This window comes from Rhizobium sp. 21-4511-3d, from assembly GCF_053522545.1.
Window position 1 is genome coordinate 192,931 of sequence record NZ_JBNWCF010000005.1, and the last position, 21,598, is coordinate 214,528.

Here is a 21,598-nt window from a genome sequence, read left to right on the forward strand (position 1 = left end):
TGCCCTCTTCGCCCAACTCACTTCGTAAGCGATGCGTCTTCGGTTATCGTCGTTGCTGCGGTTTGCAGGTACGGGGTCTCAGGAATGGATGCGATGAAGAACATCGTAAACGCATAGACTGAGAACAGCGTCAGAGCCGCGGTCAATCGAATCATGCACTATCTCCTTATTCACAAGGAGGAGTGTGCGCCACTTTGCGTCTTTCCCAAACAGTTTTCTGAACGGCAGATGAACAAAAACTTGTTATGGGCAATTTTAACGATATTTTTACAACATTAGTGATGACGATTTTAGCCGTCAGCTGGCATCCAGAAGCCCTGAATTTGCTAGCTTTTTCAGGTGTTCATCGACAATCCCGCGGTCATTGCAGGTGTGATAGCGCCCGCCGCAGGCCTCACTCAGTTCATTCAGGTTTCTGAATTTCGGCGAGATCGGCAGCCCCGTGGCGTTCAGAATTCGGGCCATGACGAAGGCGATGTCCTCCGCCTGATCGAGTTTTGCATAGTCGATAGCGACGCCGTAGCCCCTGACCGCGAAGTAGGTTTCGTAAACGGGCGAGCGGAAATCGGCGAACATGTTCTTCGCGGGATCGAGCGCCAGCGCGTAGCCGAGCGTCGCTTCGGACTGGTGATCGCCGAAATCGACGGCGACGCTGCGCCGCTCCGGCGCCTCCTCGGCACGTCGATCCAGAAACGCCTGCAAATCTGCGCGGGCAAGCGCCACGCGCCTGGCATATTCATTGACCTTCCGGTCATCGGCAAAGCTCTCGGCGGGCACGAGAGCCTGCGGCACCATTTCCTTGTCGTAGGGCGCATGGGCAAACATCGTCTCCATCGACAGAAACAGCGGCCGCGTGTCGGTCTTGCGGTGCTCGGCAATCAGCTTTTCGGCAAAGTCGAAGTAGAGTTTGTCCCTCACACCCCATTCCGGCAGCGCCAGATCGGCGGCGTCGTAGACCTCCTGGAAGCCGATCGAGCGCAGGAACGGCCCTTCGTTTACCGCATTATATTTCATCGGCATGATCGCCACCGTGCGATAGCCGCAGCGCGCCAGCATCTCCGGCAGCGCACCCTTGATCTTGCCTTCGAGCAGCTGGTTCACATAGGGCGCCTGCCAGCTGAAATCGGCGCTGGAAAGTGCCGTGAGCATCGAGAAATTGCTCATCCAGGTGCCGCCGCCAAAGGTTTCGACGAACATCGGCTTGATCGTACCGTCGCCGGAGCGGAACGTGTCGGCGATCTCGGGCGGGAAGCTGATCTCGGGAAACCGCATCGGCGACGCGTGGCTCTCCGACAGCACAAGATAGAGGTCGGCCCTTCCCACCTCCGGCCCGCATTCCACCGTATCCGCAAGCGCACCCTGCGTCTGGACGGCCCGCAGCTTGGCGGCCAGCGGCGGTTCACCGATCAGGCTCGGAATATGCCAGAAGGACATGAAGAGCGACGAGGCGTTGAAGCCGAAGATGAACGGCGGATCGCCCGGCCGCGCCGTCGGATGTGCGCCGATCGAGACGCCGACGGCCAGAAGCAACGCCGGCAACCGGACGAGCACCGGCGCATTCAATGGCTTCTCAGCGCGGAACAGCGCCCAGAGGAATGCGCCGGTCGCAGCGAGTGCCAGCACCGCCCCAACCACCAGCGGCGTATAATACTTGATGAGGAACCCTAGGATTGCCGTATCGGTGCTGGTGAAGATGAAATCGAAGACGTGCAGCGAATAGCCCTTGAGCTTGAACTTCACGATCGACGCCGCCGTCTGCAACAGCACGATCGCCGCCGCGCCATAGAACGAGAAGACGGGGCGCCGCGAAAACAGGAAGAAGATCGCCGCGATCACCAGCGTCACGGCGAATGTATAGGGCAGGAACCGCCAGCGGGTATCGAGGTAACGGATCAGCGCGAAAAACAATATCGCGGCAATGCAAACACATGCCGGATGCAACAATATCCGGATGATCTTCGATACGACCTTGCCCATCACGCCCTCTTACAACCCATAAAAATCTATAGTTGGCGTAACAGCACACATCCATCACAAGATTCTAATAAGGTTAAATTCGCACTGGATTAAACAGATAGAAGTTGCATTGGCGCATCACCGAGTGCGTCAAGGCTTTTTCGTGATTAATCCTGTGAATAACGGGGATGAGTTCGGCTTTTGTGGACATTAGCAAAGGGAAATGTTTCCTTGAACGGGTCGGCTGAGGGGCCGGTGGTTGAGGGCACGCATATGGAAATCGAAGAGCTGCTGAATATGCAGGAGCGGGGCATCCGCGATCGCATCCTGGGATGCCGGCTGAGTGACAACCCTATGTCGCACCCGGAATTCATGCCCATCTGGGACGCTGCAGCCCTCGAAACTTGGTACGCGCGTTATGAGGCTTGGCGTTTTGGCTGGTCGATGGAAGACGCCAACCGCCAGCACTGAAGAGATAAAGAGGGCGGCTGCCGCCAAGGCGCCCCCGCTTCCTGGAACGGGCCGCGATCCCCTGTAGCGGCCCGTTTCATTTTTGCCTGCCATCTATCTTTGCGGGTCTCGAAGGCTTGAACAAAGCAAAATTCCGACACACAAACATGCCAGTCACAGATCAGACGAGCAGCATGACAGGATTTGCAACCTTATGAGACGACTGATTACCGCCGCGGCAGCCCTCTCCGCTGCCACCATTTCCGCCTTTGCCTTTGCCGGTTCGGCCTCCGCCCAATCCCAGAACTTTCCGAGCGCAGGCGTCACCACGCTGGCCGGCCGGTGCTCCAAGCTTGTCGTCGGCAAGCTCGATGTTTCCAAGCCCTGCAAGAACGAGATCGCGGCCGTGGCGCTGCCGAACGGCGACGTGACCTTCATCTTCACGGCACAGGGCAAGATGCTGGGCTTCCAGGGTGACGGCAAAGCGATCAAGCCTGCCTCGAACGGCAATGCCCGGATCCCGCTGACGCTGGTGACCACGGGCGTCGGACAGAAGATGACCGGCGAAGTGAAGGTTGCCGGCAGCTGCACCTTCGGCAATCCCTATGGCGGCAAGCCGGTTGCGATCGAATGCACCGCCGAGAGCAAGGACAGCACCTTCGCTGCCAATTTCCAGACCAACGGCAAGGCGCCGGTTCAGCCGAAGGCGCCGGCAGCATCACCAGCGCCTGCGCCCGAGGGCAAACCCGCCAAGAAATAATCAGATCAGGCGCACCAGGCGCCGCCGGCGCCTGGCTTGCGTGCCAGCCCCTCGTTCGTGAGCTGCGCCCCAAGCGAACGGCCGTCGCGGGAAATCACCCGCGGGGCGCCGTCATTGCCGCCCTTGCCGGCCGTATTCATGGTGAAGGGTCCGGCATTCAGGAACTTGAAGACACGCGATTTGGCGGCAAAGCCGAGACGCCGCTCGTTTTCGCAGCGCGCATTGGTGACATCTGGCACCAGCGCATCGGCAACGACGATCTTCTCGCCCTTGTACCAGAACACCCCGCCATCACCGACGCAGTTCACATGCTCGCCCTGGCCGCAATAGCCGAAGGCGGCCTTGCCGCTTAGCGTATCGGCCGGCGATGCCTTGACCGGCTGGGCGGCGGGCACGGGCACATCGGCCGGCGGCAGCGGACGCTGCGGCTGAGCGAGAGCAACAGCCGGCTTCGGCTCGGCAGTCCTCGTTTCCGCAGTCTTGGGCGCTGTGGCCTTCGGAGCATCCGGCTTGATTGCAGCCGTGATCGTCGAGACATCGGGTGCGCGGGCCAGCATCGGCTTCACGCTTTTCCAGTTGTCGTGCGCATAGATGCCGCCGACGGTCAGAATGCCGATCGCCGCCCAGGGCAGGATGCCGCTGCCGCTGCTCTTGCTGCGTCCCGATGATTTGCGGCTACGGCCGCGAGTCGCTGTCTTCGCCATTGTCCCGAATCCCGTGAGTAGCCGGATTATTGGACGGCAATCCTTTCCGAAAGGTTGGCGAGCGGCATGGCTATGCACAGGCTTCTGCCGAGGCTGGACAACGAAGCGGAACAAGGTCTATCTGAGAATAATATGCGTGCGGTCTGGCATCCGTCACATTGAGCCCCCATTTTGGTGGCTAGTCGCGCGCAAAGCAACCGGTGTCTGATGCGTTATCTGTCCTTCATAGCCTGGCCCGCAGGCGCCATCCTCGGATTGGCAGCCCTTATTGGCGCGCATGCGGCACTCGGACAGGCGACCGGCAATTTCCACGAGGTGATCGCCGGAGAGCTCTATCGCTCAGCGCAGCCGAGCGGCGCCGACGTGAACGCCTACGCAAAGAACTATGGCATCCGCACTATCCTGAACCTGCGCAACGAAAAGCGCACGGAATGGTACACGGACGAACAGAAGGCGGCTGCCGAAAACGGCATCACCCTTATCGACTTCCCGATGTCCTCCTCGCGCGAGTTGCCGATCGCGGAAGCGCAGAAGCTGGCAAAGATCATGGCCGATGCGCCGAAGCCGCTTCTCATCCACTGCGAACACGGCGCCAACCGGACCGGCCTTGCCTCGGCGATCTATGTCGGCGCAGTTGAGAAGATGAGCGAGACGGCTGCCGAATTCCAGCTCAGCCCCTATTACGGAAACTTCGCCATCAAGGGCCTTGGCCGCTACGCCATGTACAGCTCCTGGGACAAATACGAAGAGACGATCGGTTTCTGAAGCCGAACAAAGGTGACCTGCCGGCGTTAGTCAGCGAAGAATTCTTCGCTGGAGAACTAAAGCCATGGACCTTGTCTTTGCCGACATGTTTCCCGAGTCGCGCATCCACTATCCTGTTATCTTCGCCCGCCTGATCGGCGCGGTCATCCTTGGCGGCCTGATCGGCATCGAGCGCGAGGCCCGTGATCACCCGGCGGGCTTTCGAACGCATATCCTGATCAGTCTCGCCGCCGCCCTCTTCGGCATCATCTCGATCGAGGCCGTGCATATGCCCGGCATTGCCGACGACCAGCAGGTCCGCATCGATCCGCTCCGCGTCATCGAAGCGGTCACGGCAGGCGTGGCATTTCTGGCCGCGGGAATGATCGTCTTTGCCCGCGGCCGGGTGAAGGGACTGACGACAGGGGCAGGCATGTGGCTGTCCGGCGCGATCGGTCTCGCCATGGGCTTCGGCTACTGGCCGATCGCCTTCTTCGCCACCGTGGCGGCCGTCTGCGTTCTCTATGCCTTCGGCAAGATGGAAAAGCGCCTCTCTGCTTCCGACAAGAAAGATCACCACTAAAGAAAAAGCCCGGCTGGGCCGGGCTCATCTGCATCAATTGCGGACCGATCTTTCCTGATCGAGGGATGGCGAAGCCTTCGGTTTCGCCTTGATGCCTTTCCAGGCAACGCTGCCTCTGCGCTCATCCTTGCCGCTGTCTTCGGCTGTGCGGATCATCCGCCATTCTTCTTCATGCTGGAGATAGATGTCCTGCGGCACAAGACGAGTGTCCATTCGCGTATCACCTTTCATAGTGGCTACTGGCTTAGCGCTTGTTCTTGATGGCATCGGCGGCAATATCCGGGCCGCCCTTGGAAAGATCGCTGCCGGTCACATGCGCGGGAACATGAACGTCATGCACCGGCGATTGCGGCAGGGTGAGATCCACCTGATGCGGCGGCAGCACCTGTGCCTTCTGCATGCGGTTCGGGCGTGCCCGCTTCATGCGGTCGGCTGCCTCGGTTCTCTTGTCGGGGGAGTGGGTCGAAGTCTGCATCATCGGCCTCCTTATCATCGCACCCGCGATGCATCGCATCGCTCAACCTCATTCAAACGGCCGGGGCTGCGTAAGGTTCCAAAGAAAATCGTGCTGGGATCAGACGTCTCCCCTCTTGACTGCCTGTATAAGTTGATTACCTAAGGGCTGATCTGTCGCCGCAGAGATGTGCGTGGTTGCCCCCCATGCGAAAAACATCGGCGATGGACAAACACTGGTGCCGGGCCCCTCTGGCGAGAGTTTTTACGGCGCTCTCGTGATGTCGGTACCGCCTGCAGAGAGCCGGCGGATTTTCAATCGATGAACAAGTTCACCATGCCTTTCGCGCATGCCCGTTCTGGCATGCCGCGTTCCTCCACGACACCCAATGTCAGAAACGATGTTCGCACCAATGAGGTGCGGCCATGAACCAGGCACAAAGCCATAAGTCGACCCTTGGATATTTCCGCTGGTCCTTCATCATCACCGCAGTCGGCCTGGCGCTCGGCGCCATTCTCGGCTGGCAATCGACTGGCACGATCGGCGGCATGGCGACCGTCTTCTTCATCTGCGCGGTTCTGGCCGTGCTGGAAATATCGCTCTCCTTCGACAACGCCATCGTCAACGCCAACAAGCTCAAAGAGATGACGCCGGAGTGGCAGCATCGCTTCCTGACCTGGGGTATCGTCATCGCCGTCTTCGGCATGCGTATCGTCTTTCCGCTGGCGATCGTCGTCATCGCCGCCGGTATCGGCCCGATCGACGCGATCATCCTCGCCGCCCGCGAACCGGCCGAATATGCCCGCATCATGAACGACGCCCACCTGCCGATCGCAGCCTTCGGCGGCACGTTCCTGATGATGGTCGGCCTCTCCTACTTCTTCAACCACGAGAAGGATATCCACTGGATCTCCTCGCTCGAGCGGATGATGTCGCGCGGTGCGGCCATCAAGGGCATCGAGATCGCTGTCGTTCTCCTGCTCATCCTGCTCTTCTCGTCGCTTCTGGAAGGCGAGGAAGCCACCACCTTCGTCTATAGCGCGATCTATGGTCTCGTCACCTTCCTGGCTGTCGAAGTCATCGGCGGCCTGCTGGATGCCTCGCAGAGGGCGATGAGCGAAGCCGCCCGCGGCGGTCTCGGCGCCTTCATCTATCTGGAAGTGCTGGATGCCAGCTTCTCGTTCGACGGCGTCATCGGCGCCTTCGCCCTGACGCAGAACCTCTTCATCATCGCCATCGGCCTTGGCATCGGCGCCATGTATGTTCGCTCGATGACGATCATGCTGGTCGAAAAGGGAACGCTGACGGAATACCGCTACCTGGAACACGGCGCGTTCTACGCGATCCTGATCCTGGCAGTGATCATGTATGTCCAGACGCTCTACCACATTCCTGAGGTGATCACCGGTCTCGGTGGCGCGACGCTGATCGGCATCTCGCTCTGGTCCTCGATCCGTCATAACCGCAAGGAAGCGGCGGAAGGACTGGCCCACGGCCATCACGCCAAGAGCGTGGAGGCCTGATAACAAGACTGCGGCGGGGCATCAGCCGCAGTCACCAAGATAAAAATAAAGCCCGCGACCAACCGGTTGCGGGCTATTTTCATGCGTAGGTTTCAGCGGCGCTTAGCGGCGGATGTGATCGAACACATCGGCATCGATGCCGAGCGTCTTCAGATGACGGCCCTGCGGACGGCGGCCTGCATCGACTGCGGCGCTGACTGCATTTGCGGCACCGATGACGGCGAAGGCGCGGCCAAGGAAACCTTCACGGATGGACTTAACGTAGGACATTGTCTTCTCGCTTTAGCTTCATTATTGACTGCTCACATATGGTGCATCGCAGCATCTACCACAAGTCGCGGAAATTCAGCGCTGCCATGCAAAAACGCCGATGCGGCGGCCGAAATGCAAAAGCCCGGCCACATGAGAGCCGGGCTTCGATCGCGTTCAGGCTGTGGTGAAACTCAGAATTCCGACCATTCCTGCTTCAGTGCCGCGTTGCCCGAAGCTGCGTAGCGCGCCGCACGCGGAGCCGACCCGCTGACAGCCCTTGCCGCAGGTGCAGTCGCCTGCTGCTGGCCAAGCCTGAACCTGCCGATCAGGTCCCGCAGGCGGCCGCTCTCGGTGGCAAGTGTGGCACTGGCCGCACTCGTCTCCTCGACCATCGCGGCATTTTGCTGGGTCACCTGGTCCATCTGGTTGACGGCAGCGTTGACCTCGTTGAGGCCGAGAGACTGCTCGCGCGACGACGTGGCGATTGCCTCCATGTGGCGGTTGATCACGGCAACATGCTCGCCGATCGCCGTCAGCGCATCGCCGGTCTCGCGCACCAGCCGCACGCCCGCTTCGACCTCGCCTGTCGAGGCGCCGATCAGCGACTTGATCTCGCGTGCCGCCTGGGCGGATCGCTGCGCCAGCTCGCGCACCTCCTGCGCAACAACGGCAAAGCCCTTGCCCGCCTCGCCGGCACGCGCAGCCTCGACACCGGCGTTCAGCGCCAGCAGGTTGGTCTGGAAGGCGATATCGTCGATGACGCCGATGATGTTGGAAATCTGGCTCGATGACTGCTCGATGCGCTCCATCGCCCGGACCGCATCGGAGACGACGGCGCCAGACTTTGCGGCACTCTCATTCGCCTCAACGGCAACGACCTTCGCCTCTTCGGCACGCTTCGAGGAATTGGCAACGTTCGCCGTGATCTCGTCGAGTGCCGCCGCCGTCTCCTCCAGCGAGGAGGCCTCACGCTCGGTGCGCTGCGACAGGTCGTCGGCGCTCTGGCTGATCTCGCGGCTGCCGCTGTCTATCGACGAGGCGCTGGCGGAAACGGCGCGCAGAACCTCAGCAAGCTGTGTCACCGAGCCGTTGAAATCGGCACGAAGGGATTCGAAATCTTCCGCGAAAGGCTGGTCGAGCTGGAAGGACAGGTCGCCGGATGCCAGATGCTTGAGACCATTTCCAAGGCCCGACGTCGCCTGGCGCATCTGCTCGGCCCTGATGCGATCGCTTTCGGCCGTGCGAAGCCGCTGCTCTTCGGTGAGATGGCGCTGCTCGGCCCCTTCCCGCTCCAGCCGCTTGTTGGCGACTGAATTGGCACGGAACACCTCGACCGCCGCCGCCATGTCGCCGATCTCGTCGGTACGCCCGGCAAAGGGAATCGCCGCCTCGTCGTTGCCGCCGGCAAGTACGCGCATCGATGCCGTGATCGCCTCGATCGGCCGCGCAATACCGGCAATCGCAAAGACCACCGAGGCAATGAGGATGGCAAGGCATCCGGCAATCAGGCTGCAGGCGAATACCAGCGTCGACCGGAACACGTCAGCACCCTGCTGATGGATTTTCTCGGAGCTCGCCGTGTTGAAGTCGAGCAGTTCGTTCAGATGGGCGCTGGCATTGTTCATCGCCGTGCGCATCTCGCCGGAAAGCGAAGCCTTGGCCTCCGCATCCTTGCCTGCCGAGGAAAGCTCGACCATGTGTTCGGACGCCTTGCGATAGGCATCGATGCTGTCTTCGATAGACTTGATCAAGTCTGCGCCCTTCGGCGTCGAGATCAGCGGATGATAGGTCTCCAGCTGCTTCTGAAGTGCGCCGTTCCGCTCGGCAATCAGCGCTTCGGCAGATTTCATCTCCTCAGGCGTCGAAGCCAGGATGTGCTGCGAATAGGCGTTGTCGAGCTGGTAGAAGGCGCTCTCGATGCTTTTGCCCGTCGAGATCTTCGGGATCCAGTTCGTGGCGATCACCTCGGTCTGGCCGTGCAGCATGCTCATGCTGCTGATCGCCATCCATCCAAGCAATGCAAACATGATCGCGACGGCGGCGAAAATGGCAGACAATAACATCTTGATGCGGGGGCGCTTCATCGAATGATCCTAAAATGAAAATATGAAAGTATATGACATCAGCAATAGAAATACGAAGATGCGACATCATATACGATTCTTATGAAAGTAATGACTGAGGGATTAAAACAGAATTAACTCTAAGAGGTTGCCAATACCGCAAATTTCACTAGCGAAATTTATGGAATACAAAGCGGTCCATCCAATCATCTTGCAGTCAAAACGAAAAAACCGGCCCGCTTGCGCGGGCCGGTTGGCAGGTAGGGGTTAGTGGCGTCTTTTTGTTAGTCTTCGTTTGCAGCGAGCTGGGAAAGGACCTGCCCGCGCCCGCGCAACCGAAGGATCAGCGGAATGATGAAGGCCGCTGCCGCAACGAGCAGAAGGCCTGCCGCGATCGGCGACATCACCAGCGTCGTCAGGTCGCCCTGGCTGATCGACAGCGCACGGCGCAGCTGCTGTTCGGCAAGCGGTCCGAGGATCAGGCCGACGACGACAGGCGCGATCGGATAGCCGAAGAGACGCATGATGTAGCCGAGCACGCCGAAGGCGAGCAGCATGCCGAGTTCGAAGACCGACGGGTTGGCGCCGATGGTGCCGAGCGTCGCAAACAGCAGGATGCCGGCGTAGAGCCACGGCTTCGGGATGGTCAGCAGACGCACCCAGAGGCCGATCAGCGGCAGGTTCAGAACCAGCAGCATAGCGTTGGCGAGCAGCAGCGAGGCGATCAGGCCCCAGACGAGCTGCGGATTGGTCGCAAACAACAGCGGACCGGGCTGTAGGCCGTATTGCTGGAAGCCGGCGAGCATGATCGCAGCCGTCGCCGAGGTCGGCAGGCCGAGCGTCAGCAGCGGCACGAGCGTACCGGCAGCCGATGCATTGTTGGCAGCCTCGGGACCGGCAACGCCTTCGATCGCGCCCTTGCCGAACTCTTCCGGGTTCTTCGACAGGCGCTTCTCGGTGGCATAGGAGAGGAACGTGCCGATTTCGGCACCACCGGCCGGCATCGCGCCGATCGGGAAACCGATGACCGTTCCGCGCAGCCACGCCTTCCAGGAGCGGCTCCAGTCCTGCGCCGTCATCCAGAGCGAACCCTTCACGGCCTCGATCTTGTCGGCAACCAGATTGCCCTGGGCAGCGATGTAAAGCGTCTCGCCGATCGCGAACATCGCAACGGCAAGCGTCGTCACCTCGATGCCGTCGAGCAGATCGGGAATGCCGAAAGAGAGACGCGCCTGGCCGGTCTGCTGGTCGATACCGACCATGGCCAGCGCAAAGCCGATGAACAGCGATGTCAGACCGCGCAGCGCCGAGTCGCCGAAGGCCGAGGATACCGTCACGAAGGCAAGGATCATCAGCGCGAAATATTCGCGCGGACCGAAGACCAGCGCCAGCTTGACGATGTAGGGCGCGATGAAGGCGAGGCCGAGCGTCGCGATCAGCCCCGCGACGAAGGAGCCGATGGCAGCCGTCGCAAGTGCGGGTCCGCCGCGTCCGGCGCGGGCCATCTTGTTGCCCTCGAGCGCGGTGACGATCGACGAGCTTTCGCCCGGAGTGTTCAAGAGGATCGAGGTCGTCGACCCGCCATACATGCCGCCGTAATAGATGCCCGCGAACATGATCAGCGAGCCGCCCGGGTCGAGCTTGTAGGTGGCAGGCAGCAGCAGAGCGACTGTCAGCGCCGGACCGATGCCCGGGAGAACGCCGACAGCGGTGCCGAGCATGACGCCGATGAAGGCGAAGAGTAGGTTCATCGGCTGGAATGCAACCGCGAGACCCTGAAGAAGGAATTCGAAAGTGCTCATGGGGGCTGCACCTTAGAAGAACAGATGTTCAAGCCAGCCGGCAGGCAGCGTCAGCTGCAGCAGCTTGGAGAAGATCATCCAGACAATGAAACTGAAGACGATACCAACAGGGATCGAGATCCACAGCTGGCGCTTGCCGAAGCCGCGCGCCGTCAGGCCGAAGAGCAGGCCGGTGGCGATCGAGAAACCTGCGGTACGCAGGAAGATCATCTGACAGGCCAGACCAGCGACCACCCAGAGAACCGGCGGAACTTCCTGGCGCTCGCGCTCCGGGAACTCGCCACGCCAGGCTTCCGCGACCGTCCACAGACCGAGAGCGGCAAGACCGAAGGCAACGAACTCCGGCACGGTCGCCGGACCGACGCGGTCGTACTGCGCAATCGCGCTCAGATGAGACGCATCCCAGAATATCACGCCCGAGATTGCGAACAGAAAGACGGCAATAGCCAGCGCCGCCCAATCAGGGCGGCGCTTCGTTGCCGAGGGGGTGTTACCCTCGCTCATTTTACCAGTCCGATCTCTTTGAGAATGCCTTCGGTCGCCGAAACGTCCTTCTCGAGCTGAGCCTTGAACTCGTCGCCCGCGAGGTAGGTGTCAGCCCAGCCCTTGGTCTTCAGCGTTTCCTGCCAGCCGGCAGACTTGTGCAGCTTTTCGACGTCGGCAGCGATCACCTTGACTTCCTCGTCCGTCAGGCCGGGAGCGGCTGCAACCATGCGCCAGTTCTGGATCGAGACGTCGGTGCCGGCTTCCTTCAGGGTCGGTGCGTCGATGCCTTCGAGGCGAGCGTCGCTCGAAACGGCAAGAAGGCGCAGCGTGCCGGCCTTAACCTGCGATTCGAACTCGCTGTAGCTGGAGATGCCGGCCGTGACCTGGCCGCCGAGAATAGCGGCAAGCGCTTCGCCGCCGCCGGAGAAGGCGATGTAGTTGACCTTGGTCGGGTCGACGCCCGAAGCCTTGGCGATCAGGCCGGCCGTGATGTGGTCGGTACCGCCGGCAGAGCCGCCGCCCCAGGAGACCGAGCCCGGATCGGACTTCAGCTTGGCGACGAGATCGGCCATGGTCTTGATGTCGGACGATGCGGGAACGACGACCGCTTCGTATTCGCCGGTGAGGCGGGCGATCGGCGTAACGTTGGCGAGCGTGATCGGCGCCTTGTTGGTCAGGATCGCGCCGACCATGACGTAGCCGCCGACGATCAGCGTGTTCGGGTTGCCGGCGCTCTGGTTGGCGAACTGTGCGAGGCCGATGGTGCCGCCGGCGCCCGGTACGTTCTGAACCTGAACGTTGCTGGAAATGCCTTCCTGCTGCATCACCGACTGCAGCGAACGGGCCGTCTGGTCCCAGCCGCCGCCCGGCGCTGCCGGAGCGATGATGGTGTAATCGGCCGCAACGGCCGGCAGCGCGATGGCGGCTGCAAAGAGAGTGGCGATAAATGTATGTTTCAAGACGTGTCCTCCTTGAGCGCGGGCTTTAAGCCGCGTCATTGCTGTCAGGGATCGGGGAAGCACGGCCGCCGGCGAAAGAGCGATCGATCGCAAATGAACGGCAAGTCCTCCCGAAACTTCCTCCGCCTCCACGGAGAAGAAGTGTCCGAAAGCACCACAAGAAGCTGTCATTTAGCTGACATCGCCCACCTATCCAGTGTCCGTTGACACTTTTTTGCCGCAATTCTTTCGCCCAGGCACCCAAACGGCAACGGCCGGCCCGCCTTTCAGCGGACCGGCCGTTCGATCGAATTACGATCTGTTTTCAGACAGTTGGAATTAGAATTCCGACCATTCCTGCTGCACGGCGGCGTTGCCGTGGCTGCGATAGACCGGTGCAGCGGCCTTCGGCGCGCTGCGGGCCATTGCAGAGGCCGTGCGGCGCAGAGCCTCGGCATCGGAGGCACCCTGATGGTGATCGCCGGCCAGCTTGAAGTTGGCGATCAGGTCGCGCAGGCGGACTGCTTCGGAGGCGAGCGTCGCGCTGGCGGCATTGGTTTCTTCCACCATCGCGGCGTTCTGCTGGGTTACCTGGTCCATCTGGTTGACGGCGCTGTTGACCTCGGAGAGACCGGTCGACTGCTCACGGGACGACGTGGCGATCGCATCCATGTGCTGGTTGATCGAGACGATCAGCCCCTCAATGGTCTTCAGCGCATCGCCGGTTTCACGCACCAGCTGGACGCCGCCCTGTACTTCGACGGACGAGTTGCGGATCAGGTCCTTGATCTGCTTGGCGGCTTCCGCCGAGCGCTGAGCAAGCTCACGGACTTCCTGGGCGACGACGGCGAAACCCTTACCGGCTTCACCGGCACGCGCGGCTTCGACACCGGCATTGAGGGCCAGGAGGTTGGTCTGGAAGGCGATTTCGTCGATGACGCCGATAATGCTGGAGATCTGGTTCGACGACTGCTCGATCTTCTGCATCGCGTTGACGGCGTTGGAGACGACCTGGCCGGAGCGGGCAGCGCTTTCATTTGCCTGGATCGCCACCTGGCGGGCCTCGTCGGCACGCTTGGAAGAGTTCGAGACGTTGACGGTGATCTCATCGAGCGCGGCTGCAGTTTCCTCGAGCGAAGCGGCCTGCTGTTCCGTGCGCTTCGAGAGATCGTCAGCACCGCTGCCGATTTCGCGGGTACCGGTGCCGATCGCGCCTGCCGAAGAGGAGATCGCCTTCATCGTGTTGGCAAGCTGCATGACGGCGCCGTTCAGGTCCTGGCGCAGCGGCTCGAAATCGGGCGCGAAGGCTTCGTTGAGCTGGAAGCTGAGATCACCATTGGCAAGGCGCTTCAGGCCAGCCGCAAGACCGGCGGTCGCTTCGCTGAGGCGTGCCTGGGCAGCGCTTTCGGCGTCACGCGTCAGCCGTTCGCGGTCGGCCTCGGCCTGGGCGCGGTTGGCTTCCGCATCGGCCTGTAGGCGCTGATTGTCGATCGCAGCCTGACGGAACACTTCGACGGCCTTTGCCATCTCGCCGATCTCGTCGCCGCGATGGGCATCGGCAACTGTCATATGCGTATCGCCGTTGGCGAGTGCGCGCATCGAACCGGTGATCCGGCCGATCGCATTGGCAATGCCGGCAATGCCGAAATAGGCTGCACCGCAGACGAGCAGCGCGCTCATGCCGAGAATGACGCTGAGCATCAGCAGCGTCCGGCTGAATTCCGAACGGTTTTCGGCGGCAGCACTGGCAGCCAGTGCCTGGTTCGACTTCACCACCTTGTCGACGCTGGCGGCCAGCTCGTCGGCGATCGGGCCGAGATCCTTGTCGAAGGCATCGATCGCCTTCTGCTTTTCGCCGGCTTGGACGAGCACAATCAGATTGTCGCCCGCGGAGACATATTTGGAGGACGTATCGTCGATCGAGGTGAAGGCCTCACGCTCGGCATCGGTATCGACCTGATCCTTGAAGTCGGCAACGGCCTTCAGCAGCGCCGCCTGCTTCGACTTGATCTTCTTCACGAAGCCATCCGGACCGCCTTCCGTGCGGCCCATGACGTAGTCGCCGTAGGAGCCGCGCAGCGAGTAGCGCGCCAGCTGGATATCGGTCGCCTTCGAAACGCCCGGCAGATAGCTGGTCGCGAAGTCGTCGGCATTTTCGTTGAACGTGTTGAGGCTGCGCAGCGAAATAAAGCCGGTCAGGCCGAACAAGACCGCGATGACCGCGAATATCGCCACCATCGATGTTTTTACGTTTGGACGCTTCATGAAAAAGAACCTCTGAAAAAGGGGGCCCCGCGCTCTCGCGCTCCCCCGCCCCGTCATTGTGGAGAGATATGATTTGCAGCTTCATGCCGCCCGCACGGACATTCTGACGGCCCCGCGCAAGCCGTTTCATATCGAGAATAACCACCGGTTTTCGATTAATTTTCGCTAAATGCGACACAGAAAAAATAGTAATAAAAACAACGAACTTGTAAAATCAGATGTAAAAAAGCGGCATTTTCGGCGGCACTCGGCCGAAGTAAGTTTTTCTTACTTTCAGAGTAAAATTTTCTTTTGCAGGAATGGCATAAATATTATCACTTGAGAATATGCGTAAGTATAAATTCCCGCTCTCACCCAGCTTTAAAATAGCTGGATCAAAGCCGCTTGCGCACATCAGGCTTTCGGGAAATGAATGTGCCATGAGCATCCCGAAGCAACATCCGTTTCCCTTCGATCCCACCTACGGCGCCACCCTGTCGGCGCTGCAATCGATCCGTCCGCCGGAAGCGCCCGATGGCTTCGATGCTTTCTGGGAAGAGCGCTACTCCCGGGCACTCACCATCGACCCGAAACCTGCCGTTTCGCGTAGCGAGACCGAACATGCCCGCTGGCATGTGCTGGATATCACCTACGCCTCGACGGACGGCCTCACGATCGGCGGATGGCTGCTTTTGCCGAAGCACGGACAGGTGCGCCGCGGCCTCGTCGTCGGTCACGGCTATGGCGGCCGCGATCAGCCGGACCTCGACATGCCCGTCGAAGACACCGCCGTGCTGTTCTTCTGCGCCCGCGGGATGTCGCGAAGTGCCCATCCACCGATCCCGAATGAGGCCAGCGGCCATGTGCTGCATGGCATCGAGAGCCGCGACAGCTATGTCATCGGCGGCTGCGTCGAGGATATCTGGCTTGGCGTGTCGGCGCTGATCGCACTCTACCCTTGGCTCGATGGCGCAATCGGCTATTCCGGCGTCAGCTTCGGCGGCGGGCTGGGCGCCCTGGCGATCCCCTTCGACCGGCGTATCGACCGCGGCTTCCTGACTGTGCCGACCTTCGGAAACCGGCCGCTCTGGCTGCGCCTGCCGACCGTCGGCAGCGCCGATTCCGTCCAGCAATATCAGCGAAAGCACGGCAGCGTTCTGGAAACCCTGCGCTTCTTCGATGCCGCAACGGCCGCAACGCGCATCCGCGTGCCGATGCTCGTCGCACCCGCCCGGTTCGATCCTGCCGTGGCACCCCCCTGCCAGTTTTCCGTCGCCAATGCGCTGCCGGGCGAGAAGGAGGTCTTCATCCTCGATGCCGGCCATTTCGACTATGACAGCGCGGCCGAACAGAATGAAGAACTGAGAGGCCGGACCGCGGCCTTCTTCAAGGGACGCTGAGCCGGACTTACTGCCGGCGCAGCACCTCGTTCCAATGGGCGATCAGCCGCGCCCGCTTCACCTGATCGAGATAGACCATCAAACCGGGACTGACCGGCACCGGCTTCAGCTGCGCGCCGAGCAGCTCCTGCATGGTGTTGGCAGTATTGTCGCCCGCCACCTCAGGGCTGACGGCAGGTATCTGCAGCTCGCGCGCCATGATCGTCTGCCCCTGCCTCGACATGAAGAAGGAGAGATATTGCCGCCCGAGCTCCGGGTCGGCCGCTGCCTGCGGCACGAGCCCGATGCGCGACATCACCACCGTATAATCCTTCGGCAGCACGATCCCGACATCCGGATGCCGGGCTGCCCAGTCGGCGGCGTAGGAGCCGAGGATGTTGTAGCCGAGCACGAAGCGCCCATCGGCAACGCGCTCGAGGATCGCCGAGCTCGTCGAGTAAAGCTTGACGCCCGCCGCTCCCATGGCGCCGATCACCGACCAGATATCACCGAACTGCTCCTGGTCGCGCGCCATGAACAGGAAGCCGACGCCCGACCGCTCGATGTCATAGGTACCGATACGGCCATAAACGGCGTTGCCCTTGCGCGTGAGGTAATCGACGAACTCGGCACGCGACGACGGCACCGCCTCATGCTTGAAGCTCGGCTTGTGATAGACGAAGACGGCGGGCTCGAAGGTCAACGCATAGGCGGTGTTGCGCCAGTTCGCCCATTTCGGCCAGCGCCCGCTCATCGGCAGGTTGCTGACCTGCGCGTAACCGTCGTTGGACAGCTTCACCTGCAGATCCATCGCCGATGAAAAGGCGAAATCAGCCGTCTTCTTGCCGGCATCGGTTTCCCGCACGATCCGGTCGTAGATCTCCCCCGTCAGCATATCCTCATAGCGGATCGCCACATCGGGATTGGCATGCTGGAAGCCCGTTATCATCGGCTTGGCAAGCGGCTCGTCCAGCGACGAATAAACCGTCAGCACCCTGGCATCCGCCTTGCCCGACTTTGCCGGGTAGAAGGTCTGGTTGCCGTAAGCAAAGCCCGGACAGAGCATTAGTAAAAGAATGAAAAGTCTCCTCATGCCCCAAGGATTGCATGCGTGCAAAACGGGAGCAAGCGCCGATACTCTAGTCAAAGCGGCAAAATCGCAGTCGCCCCGCGACAAGAACTTCAAAAGAAGTTAAGCTAAATTAGACCGTTTTCATGGAGGGGATGTTGGAACGACGGCTGAGTGCAATACTCGCTGCCGACGTCGTGGGTTATAGCCGCCTGATGGGTATCGACGAGTCCGGCACCCTCCAGGCTCTCAACCGTCACCGCTGCGAACTGATCGATGTCAGGATCTCCGACTACAAGGGCCGGACATTCAAGCTGACAGGCGATGGAATGTTTGTCGAGTTCCAGAGCGTCGTGAATGCCGTTGCCTGCGCGGTCGAAATCCAGCGAAACATGGCGGCGCGCAACGAGGGCGTACCGAAGGAACAACGCATCGAATTCCGCATCGGCATCAATCTTGGCGACGTCGTCGTCCAGGATGGTGACGTGTTCGGCGATGGCGTCAACGTGGCGGCGCGGCTGGAAAAGCTCGCGCAGCCCGGCGGCATCTGCGTGTCCGGCTCGGTCCGTGACCAAGTCGGCACCCGCCTGAATGTCGGCTTCGAGCTGCAGGGCGAGCATGCGCTGAAAAACATCAAGCAGCCGGTGCAGGTCTATACCATCGACATCACCAAGGGTTCCGGCAGCAGCCGCAGCGCCACCCAGCGCCGCAACACCTGCTTCATAGCGGTGCTACCCTTTACGAACATGAGCGGCGATACCGAGCAGGACTACTTCTCCGACGGCATCACCGAGGACATCATCACCGATCTCTCCAAGGTCTCCAGCCTGCATGTCGTGCCGCGCCACACAGTCTTCACCTACAAGGGCACTTCGGTGCGCATCAAGCAGGTCGCCCAGGAACTCGGCGTCCGCTATGTGCTGGAGGGCAGCGTGCGCATGGCGGGCACCCGCGTGCGCATCTCCAGCCACCTGATAGACACCACCAATGGCGACCACCTCTGGGCCGACCGCTATGACCGGAACCTGACCGACATCTTCGCCATCCAGGACGAGATCGCCAATTCGATCGTCGGCCAGCTGAAGATCCGGCTGCTGCCGGAGGAGCGCAAGGCGATCGCCGAAGAGCCGACCGCCAATGTCGAGGCCTATACCTATTACCTCCGCGGCCGGCAGCTCTCCCATACCTGGACGAAATCCTATCTCGTCCTTGCCCGCCGCATGTTCGAAAAGGCCGTCGAGCTCGATCCCGAATATGGCCGCGCCTATGCCGGTATTGCCGATTGTGACGCCGCCATCCGCGACTGGGATCCGGATCAGGTCTCCGTCGAGCAGATTCTCAAGGCGAGCGCCCGGGCGCTGGAGCTCAATCCTGATCTGGCCGAGGCCCATGCCTCACACGGGCTGGCGCTGCATCAGAACGGCGAGGAGCAGCAGGCGATCGAATCCTTCGAGCGCGCGCTGGCCCTCGACCCGAACCTCTATGAAGCGAATTTCCACTACGGCCGCTTCTTCTTCATGCGCGGCGACTATGCGAATTCGGTGCATTATTTCACCCGCGCCGCCCATATCCGCACCGACGATTACGTATCGCCGATCCACCTGATGAGCGCCTACCGCTCGCTCGGGCGCGCCGCCGACACCGAAAACTGGGCAAAGCTCGGGCTGCTGCGCGCCGAACGGGCCCTCAACCTCAACCCGGAAAATTCCGGGCCGGCGCATCGCGGCGCGCTGGCGCTCGCCCATCTCGGCGATGCCGGCCGAGCCCGCAACTGGGCGGCCCGCGCCATCGCCATCGACCCCGATGACATCGTCGCGCAGTACAATCTCGCCTGCGTCTATTCCGTCCTCGGCGATGTGGACGAGGCGATGGTGCTCCTGGAAAGGCTGCTGGTGCGCAGCTCGATCTACCATATCAAATGGTTCGACAACGATTCCGACCTGGACAACGTCCGTACCCACCCGCGCTTCATCAGGCTGCGCGAGATTGCGCAGCAGGAAGAGGCAGCTCACCCCCGCATCAGCAAAAACACCGACAGCACGGCTGATGACAGCGGCACACCCGCCCTGTAATCTCCTTTCCAAAAAAGGAAACATCCGTGCGCATCCTGCTGACCGAAGACAATGTCGCGCTTGCCGATGGCCTGTCCGCGATCTTGCGCGGTACGGGGCATGCGGTCGATGTCGTGCATGACGGAGCCTCCGCCAATGCCGTCATCGCCGCTGAAAACTTCGATCTGGTGATTCTCGATCTCAATCTGCCGGAGATGGACGGGCTCGAAGTGCTGCGCAACATGCGCGCCCGCCAGAGCAAGGCCGCCGTCCTGATCCTGACCGCACGCGGGACGCCCGAAGAGCGCGTCCGCGGCCTCGATCTTGGTGCGGATGATTACCTGATCAAGCCCTTCGACATTGCCGAATTCGAGGCCCGCGTGCGCGTTCTGCTGCGCCGGCAGGCGGGGCTGCATTCGGCGACCGTGATGTATGGCCCGGTTTCGTTCGATCTCAATTCCCGCACCTTCTCGGCAGCCGGCGTGCAGATCGATATCCCCGCCCGCGAACTCGGCCTGCTCGAAATCCTCTTCATGCGCGCCGGAAAGGTCGTCGCCAAGGAAGCCATCATCCAGTCGCTGACGGCCTTCGACGATGACATCTCGGCCAATGCGATCGAGCAATATGTCAGCCGCCTGCGCAAGCGCCTCGCGCCCTATGGCCTGACGGTCAAGACCGCCCGCGGCATCGGCTACTATCTCGACAAACTGACCGAGGCCGCATGAGCGCTGCCTATTCGCTGCGCCGCAGGCTGCTGTTCTGGCTGCTGATCTCCACCGCCATCATCGGAACGCTGGCGCTCGCCGATACCTATCGCGAGGCGATCCAGACATCGAACATCGTTTCCGACCGCGTGCTCGCCGGTTCGGCGCTGGCGATCGCCGAGCGTGTCGTCGTTGCCGAAGACGGAACGCTCGAGGTCGACATTCCCTATGTCGCACTGGAAATGCTGACCTCGGCCGCCCAGGACCGGGTCTTCTACCGCGTCGATGGACCGCCCGGCGAGTTCATCACCGGCTATCAGAACCTGCCGACGCTTGCCGACACATCCGGCGAAGTCGCAGGCTTTGCCGACGATACCTTCCGCGGCGAGCCGATCCGCGTCGCCACGCTCCGGCGTTCGGCCTCGACGGGTATCCGCTCCGTGCCATTCGCCGTCACCGTTGCCGAGACCACCATCGCCCGCCGCCAGCTCGCCCGCGCCATCCTGCTGCGCTCGGCGCTGCGCCTGCTGTTCATGATCGCCGGCGCTGCGGTTATCGTCTGGATCTCGGTCACCGTGGCGCTTCGCCCGCTCTACAAGCTCCGTGACGCCATCGGCGAGCGCAGCCCCGACGACCTTCACCCGATCCGCCAGTCGGTCCCGACAGAAGTCGAGCCGCTCGTCGATACCGTCAACAGCTTCATGGTCCGCCTGCAGTCGGCGCTCGACGCGCTGCGCAATTTCACCGGCAATGCAAGCCATCAGCTGCGCACGCCGCTGGCAATCATCCGCACGCAGCTTGCGCTCTCCGCCCGCTCCGCGACCTTGGACGAAGCCCACCGTTCAGCCCTGAAAGGCGACCAGGCGGTCGCTCATGCCGAGCGCATCCTTGCCCAGCTGCTGCTGATGGCGAAGATCGATGCCGCAACCGCCAAGGAGGCGCTGACGGCGACCGCGATCGATCTCACCCCGATCGCCCAGGAAATCACCGGCGAGCTGATCCCGACCGCCGCCGAGGCGGGGATCGATCTCGGTTTCGAAGGCGAAGGTGCCGCGATGATCCGCGCCGAGCCGCTGCTGATCGGCGAACTCCTGCGCAATCTCGCCGGCAACGCCATCGCCTATGCCGGAAAGGGCGCCGAGGTGACCGTCCGCGTTTGCCGCAACGGCGAGACGGTGGCGCTCGAAGTCGAGGACAACGGCCCCGGCATTCCGCCGGAAAAGCTTGAAGCCGTGCGCCAGCGCTTCTCGCGCGGCAACGATTCGGGCGCGCCCGGCGCCGGTCTCGGCCTGCCGATCGTCGAGGAGATCGCCAATCTCTTCAATGCCAGCCTGACGCTCGCCAATGGCCCGGATGGAAAGGGCCTCAAGGCTTCGGTCACCTTCGCAAAACTGTCGTAAAGCCTTCCAGCCGTTAACCTTTGTGCCTTGCATTCT

General features: G+C 61.6%; 22 protein-coding genes. 9 read left to right on the forward strand and 13 right to left on the reverse strand.

Annotation, left to right across the window (positions count from 1 at the left end; translation table 11 throughout):
• Positions 1 to 17 precede the first annotated feature (17 nt).
• Together ACQZ5H_RS13555 and ACQZ5H_RS13560 are read right to left on the reverse strand one after the other, a co-directional pair.
• Positions 18 to 155, reverse strand: a complete 138-nt coding sequence (locus tag ACQZ5H_RS13555; RefSeq protein ID WP_199628999.1) for a hypothetical protein — start codon at positions 153 to 155, stop codon at positions 18 to 20.
• A gap of 142 nt (positions 156 to 297) precedes the next feature.
• Positions 298 to 1,977 carry a sulfatase-like hydrolase/transferase gene (locus ACQZ5H_RS13560; RefSeq protein ID WP_449098011.1) on the reverse strand — a complete coding sequence of 560 codons (1,680 nt, stop codon included), beginning with the start codon at positions 1,975 to 1,977 and terminating at the stop codon, positions 298 to 300.
• Positions 1,978 to 2,229: 252 nt separating this feature from the next.
• Here ACQZ5H_RS13560 and ACQZ5H_RS13565 point away from each other — a divergent pair, with 252 nt between their 5' ends.
• Both ACQZ5H_RS13565 and ACQZ5H_RS13570 read left to right on the forward strand, forming a co-directional pair.
• Positions 2,230 to 2,427, forward strand: a complete 198-nt coding sequence (locus tag ACQZ5H_RS13565) for a CrpP-related protein (protein ID WP_130282132.1) — start codon at positions 2,230 to 2,232, stop codon at positions 2,425 to 2,427.
• Between the two features lie 193 nt (positions 2,428 to 2,620).
• On the forward strand, positions 2,621 to 3,166 hold the full coding sequence (locus ACQZ5H_RS13570; protein ID WP_449098012.1) for a hypothetical protein: 546 nt from the start codon (positions 2,621 to 2,623) through the stop codon (positions 3,164 to 3,166).
• Between the two features lie 5 nt (positions 3,167 to 3,171).
• Here ACQZ5H_RS13570 and ACQZ5H_RS13575 read toward each other — a convergent pair whose 3' ends face one another.
• Positions 3,172 to 3,870, reverse strand: coding sequence for a hypothetical protein (locus ACQZ5H_RS13575; protein WP_112719692.1), 699 nt, complete (start codon positions 3,868 to 3,870; stop codon positions 3,172 to 3,174).
• 207 nt (positions 3,871 to 4,077) lie between these two features.
• Between ACQZ5H_RS13575 and ACQZ5H_RS13580 the strand changes: the two genes are divergently transcribed.
• Both ACQZ5H_RS13580 and ACQZ5H_RS13585 read left to right on the forward strand, forming a co-directional pair.
• On the forward strand, positions 4,078 to 4,635 hold the full coding sequence (locus ACQZ5H_RS13580; protein ID WP_449098013.1) for a fused DSP-PTPase phosphatase/NAD kinase-like protein: 558 nt from the start codon (positions 4,078 to 4,080) through the stop codon (positions 4,633 to 4,635).
• 64 nt (positions 4,636 to 4,699) lie between these two features.
• A complete protein-coding gene (locus ACQZ5H_RS13585) occupies positions 4,700 to 5,197 on the forward strand; it encodes an MgtC/SapB family protein (RefSeq protein WP_449098014.1) in 498 nt (165 codons plus the stop codon).
• Positions 5,198 to 5,230: 33 nt separating this feature from the next.
• Here ACQZ5H_RS13585 and ACQZ5H_RS13590 read toward each other — a convergent pair whose 3' ends face one another.
• The gene (locus ACQZ5H_RS13590) at positions 5,231 to 5,410 is read right to left on the reverse strand and encodes a hypothetical protein (protein ID WP_449098015.1); all 180 of its coding nucleotides are present in this window, start codon (positions 5,408 to 5,410) and stop codon (positions 5,231 to 5,233) included.
• 31 nt (positions 5,411 to 5,441) lie between these two features.
• Positions 5,442 to 5,675, reverse strand: a complete 234-nt coding sequence (locus ACQZ5H_RS13595) for a hypothetical protein (protein WP_199628992.1) — start codon at positions 5,673 to 5,675, stop codon at positions 5,442 to 5,444.
• 401 nt (positions 5,676 to 6,076) lie between these two features.
• Between ACQZ5H_RS13595 and ACQZ5H_RS13600 the strand changes: the two genes are divergently transcribed.
• The gene (locus tag ACQZ5H_RS13600) at positions 6,077 to 7,174 is read left to right on the forward strand and encodes a DUF475 domain-containing protein (protein ID WP_199628991.1); all 1,098 of its coding nucleotides are present in this window, start codon (positions 6,077 to 6,079) and stop codon (positions 7,172 to 7,174) included.
• A gap of 102 nt (positions 7,175 to 7,276) precedes the next feature.
• Here ACQZ5H_RS13600 and ACQZ5H_RS13605 read toward each other — a convergent pair whose 3' ends face one another.
• The 7 genes from ACQZ5H_RS13605 to ACQZ5H_RS13635 form a co-directional block, all read right to left on the reverse strand.
• Positions 7,277 to 7,444, reverse strand: a complete 168-nt coding sequence (locus ACQZ5H_RS13605) for a hypothetical protein (protein ID WP_165402725.1) — start codon at positions 7,442 to 7,444, stop codon at positions 7,277 to 7,279.
• 173 nt (positions 7,445 to 7,617) lie between these two features.
• Positions 7,618 to 9,510 carry a methyl-accepting chemotaxis protein gene (locus ACQZ5H_RS13610; RefSeq protein WP_449098016.1) on the reverse strand — a complete coding sequence of 631 codons (1,893 nt, stop codon included), beginning with the start codon at positions 9,508 to 9,510 and terminating at the stop codon, positions 7,618 to 7,620.
• A 263-nt stretch (positions 9,511 to 9,773) separates the two neighbouring features.
• Positions 9,774 to 11,291 (reverse strand): tripartite tricarboxylate transporter permease, encoded by a 1,518-nt coding sequence (locus ACQZ5H_RS13615; protein WP_112719699.1) that lies wholly within the window; start codon positions 11,289 to 11,291, stop codon positions 9,774 to 9,776.
• A 12-nt stretch (positions 11,292 to 11,303) separates the two neighbouring features.
• Positions 11,304 to 11,795: a tripartite tricarboxylate transporter TctB family protein gene (locus ACQZ5H_RS13620; protein WP_112719700.1), complete on the reverse strand. Its 492-nt coding sequence runs from the start codon at positions 11,793 to 11,795 to the stop codon at positions 11,304 to 11,306.
• Positions 11,792 to 12,736: a Bug family tripartite tricarboxylate transporter substrate binding protein gene (locus tag ACQZ5H_RS13625; RefSeq protein WP_112719701.1), complete on the reverse strand. Its 945-nt coding sequence runs from the start codon at positions 12,734 to 12,736 to the stop codon at positions 11,792 to 11,794. The genes ACQZ5H_RS13620 and ACQZ5H_RS13625 overlap by 4 nt, the downstream gene beginning before the upstream one ends.
• Positions 12,737 to 13,054: 318 nt before the next feature.
• Entirely contained in the window at positions 13,055 to 14,980 is a 1,926-nt protein-coding gene (locus ACQZ5H_RS13630; RefSeq protein WP_449098017.1) for a methyl-accepting chemotaxis protein, read from the reverse strand.
• A gap of 214 nt (positions 14,981 to 15,194) precedes the next feature.
• Positions 15,195 to 15,401: a hypothetical protein gene (locus tag ACQZ5H_RS13635; protein ID WP_148194692.1), complete on the reverse strand. Its 207-nt coding sequence runs from the start codon at positions 15,399 to 15,401 to the stop codon at positions 15,195 to 15,197.
• Here ACQZ5H_RS13635 and ACQZ5H_RS13640 point away from each other — a divergent pair.
• Positions 15,400 to 16,359: an acetylxylan esterase gene (locus ACQZ5H_RS13640; RefSeq protein ID WP_449098018.1), complete on the forward strand. Its 960-nt coding sequence runs from the start codon at positions 15,400 to 15,402 to the stop codon at positions 16,357 to 16,359. The two genes, ACQZ5H_RS13635 and ACQZ5H_RS13640, sit on opposite strands and share 2 nt — an antisense overlap.
• Before the next feature lie 7 nt (positions 16,360 to 16,366).
• On the opposite strand, the gene ACQZ5H_RS13645 is transcribed toward ACQZ5H_RS13640, so the two are convergent.
• Positions 16,367 to 17,431 carry an ABC transporter substrate-binding protein gene (locus tag ACQZ5H_RS13645; RefSeq protein WP_449098019.1) on the reverse strand — a complete coding sequence of 355 codons (1,065 nt, stop codon included), beginning with the start codon at positions 17,429 to 17,431 and terminating at the stop codon, positions 16,367 to 16,369.
• Positions 17,432 to 17,565: 134 nt separating this feature from the next.
• Between ACQZ5H_RS13645 and ACQZ5H_RS13650 the strand changes: the two genes are divergently transcribed.
• The 3 genes from ACQZ5H_RS13650 to ACQZ5H_RS13660 are packed head-to-tail and all read left to right on the forward strand — an operon-like array spanning position 17,566 to position 21,562.
• Entirely contained in the window at positions 17,566 to 19,479 is a 1,914-nt protein-coding gene (locus tag ACQZ5H_RS13650) for an adenylate/guanylate cyclase domain-containing protein (protein WP_112719840.1), read from the forward strand.
• Between the two features lie 26 nt (positions 19,480 to 19,505).
• On the forward strand, positions 19,506 to 20,183 hold the full coding sequence (locus ACQZ5H_RS13655; RefSeq protein WP_199628985.1) for a response regulator transcription factor: 678 nt from the start codon (positions 19,506 to 19,508) through the stop codon (positions 20,181 to 20,183).
• Positions 20,180 to 21,562, forward strand: a complete 1,383-nt coding sequence (locus ACQZ5H_RS13660) for a sensor histidine kinase (RefSeq protein ID WP_199628984.1) — start codon at positions 20,180 to 20,182, stop codon at positions 21,560 to 21,562. Before ACQZ5H_RS13655 ends, ACQZ5H_RS13660 begins: the two co-directional genes overlap by 4 nt.
• Positions 21,563 to 21,598: the final 36 nt, after the last annotated feature.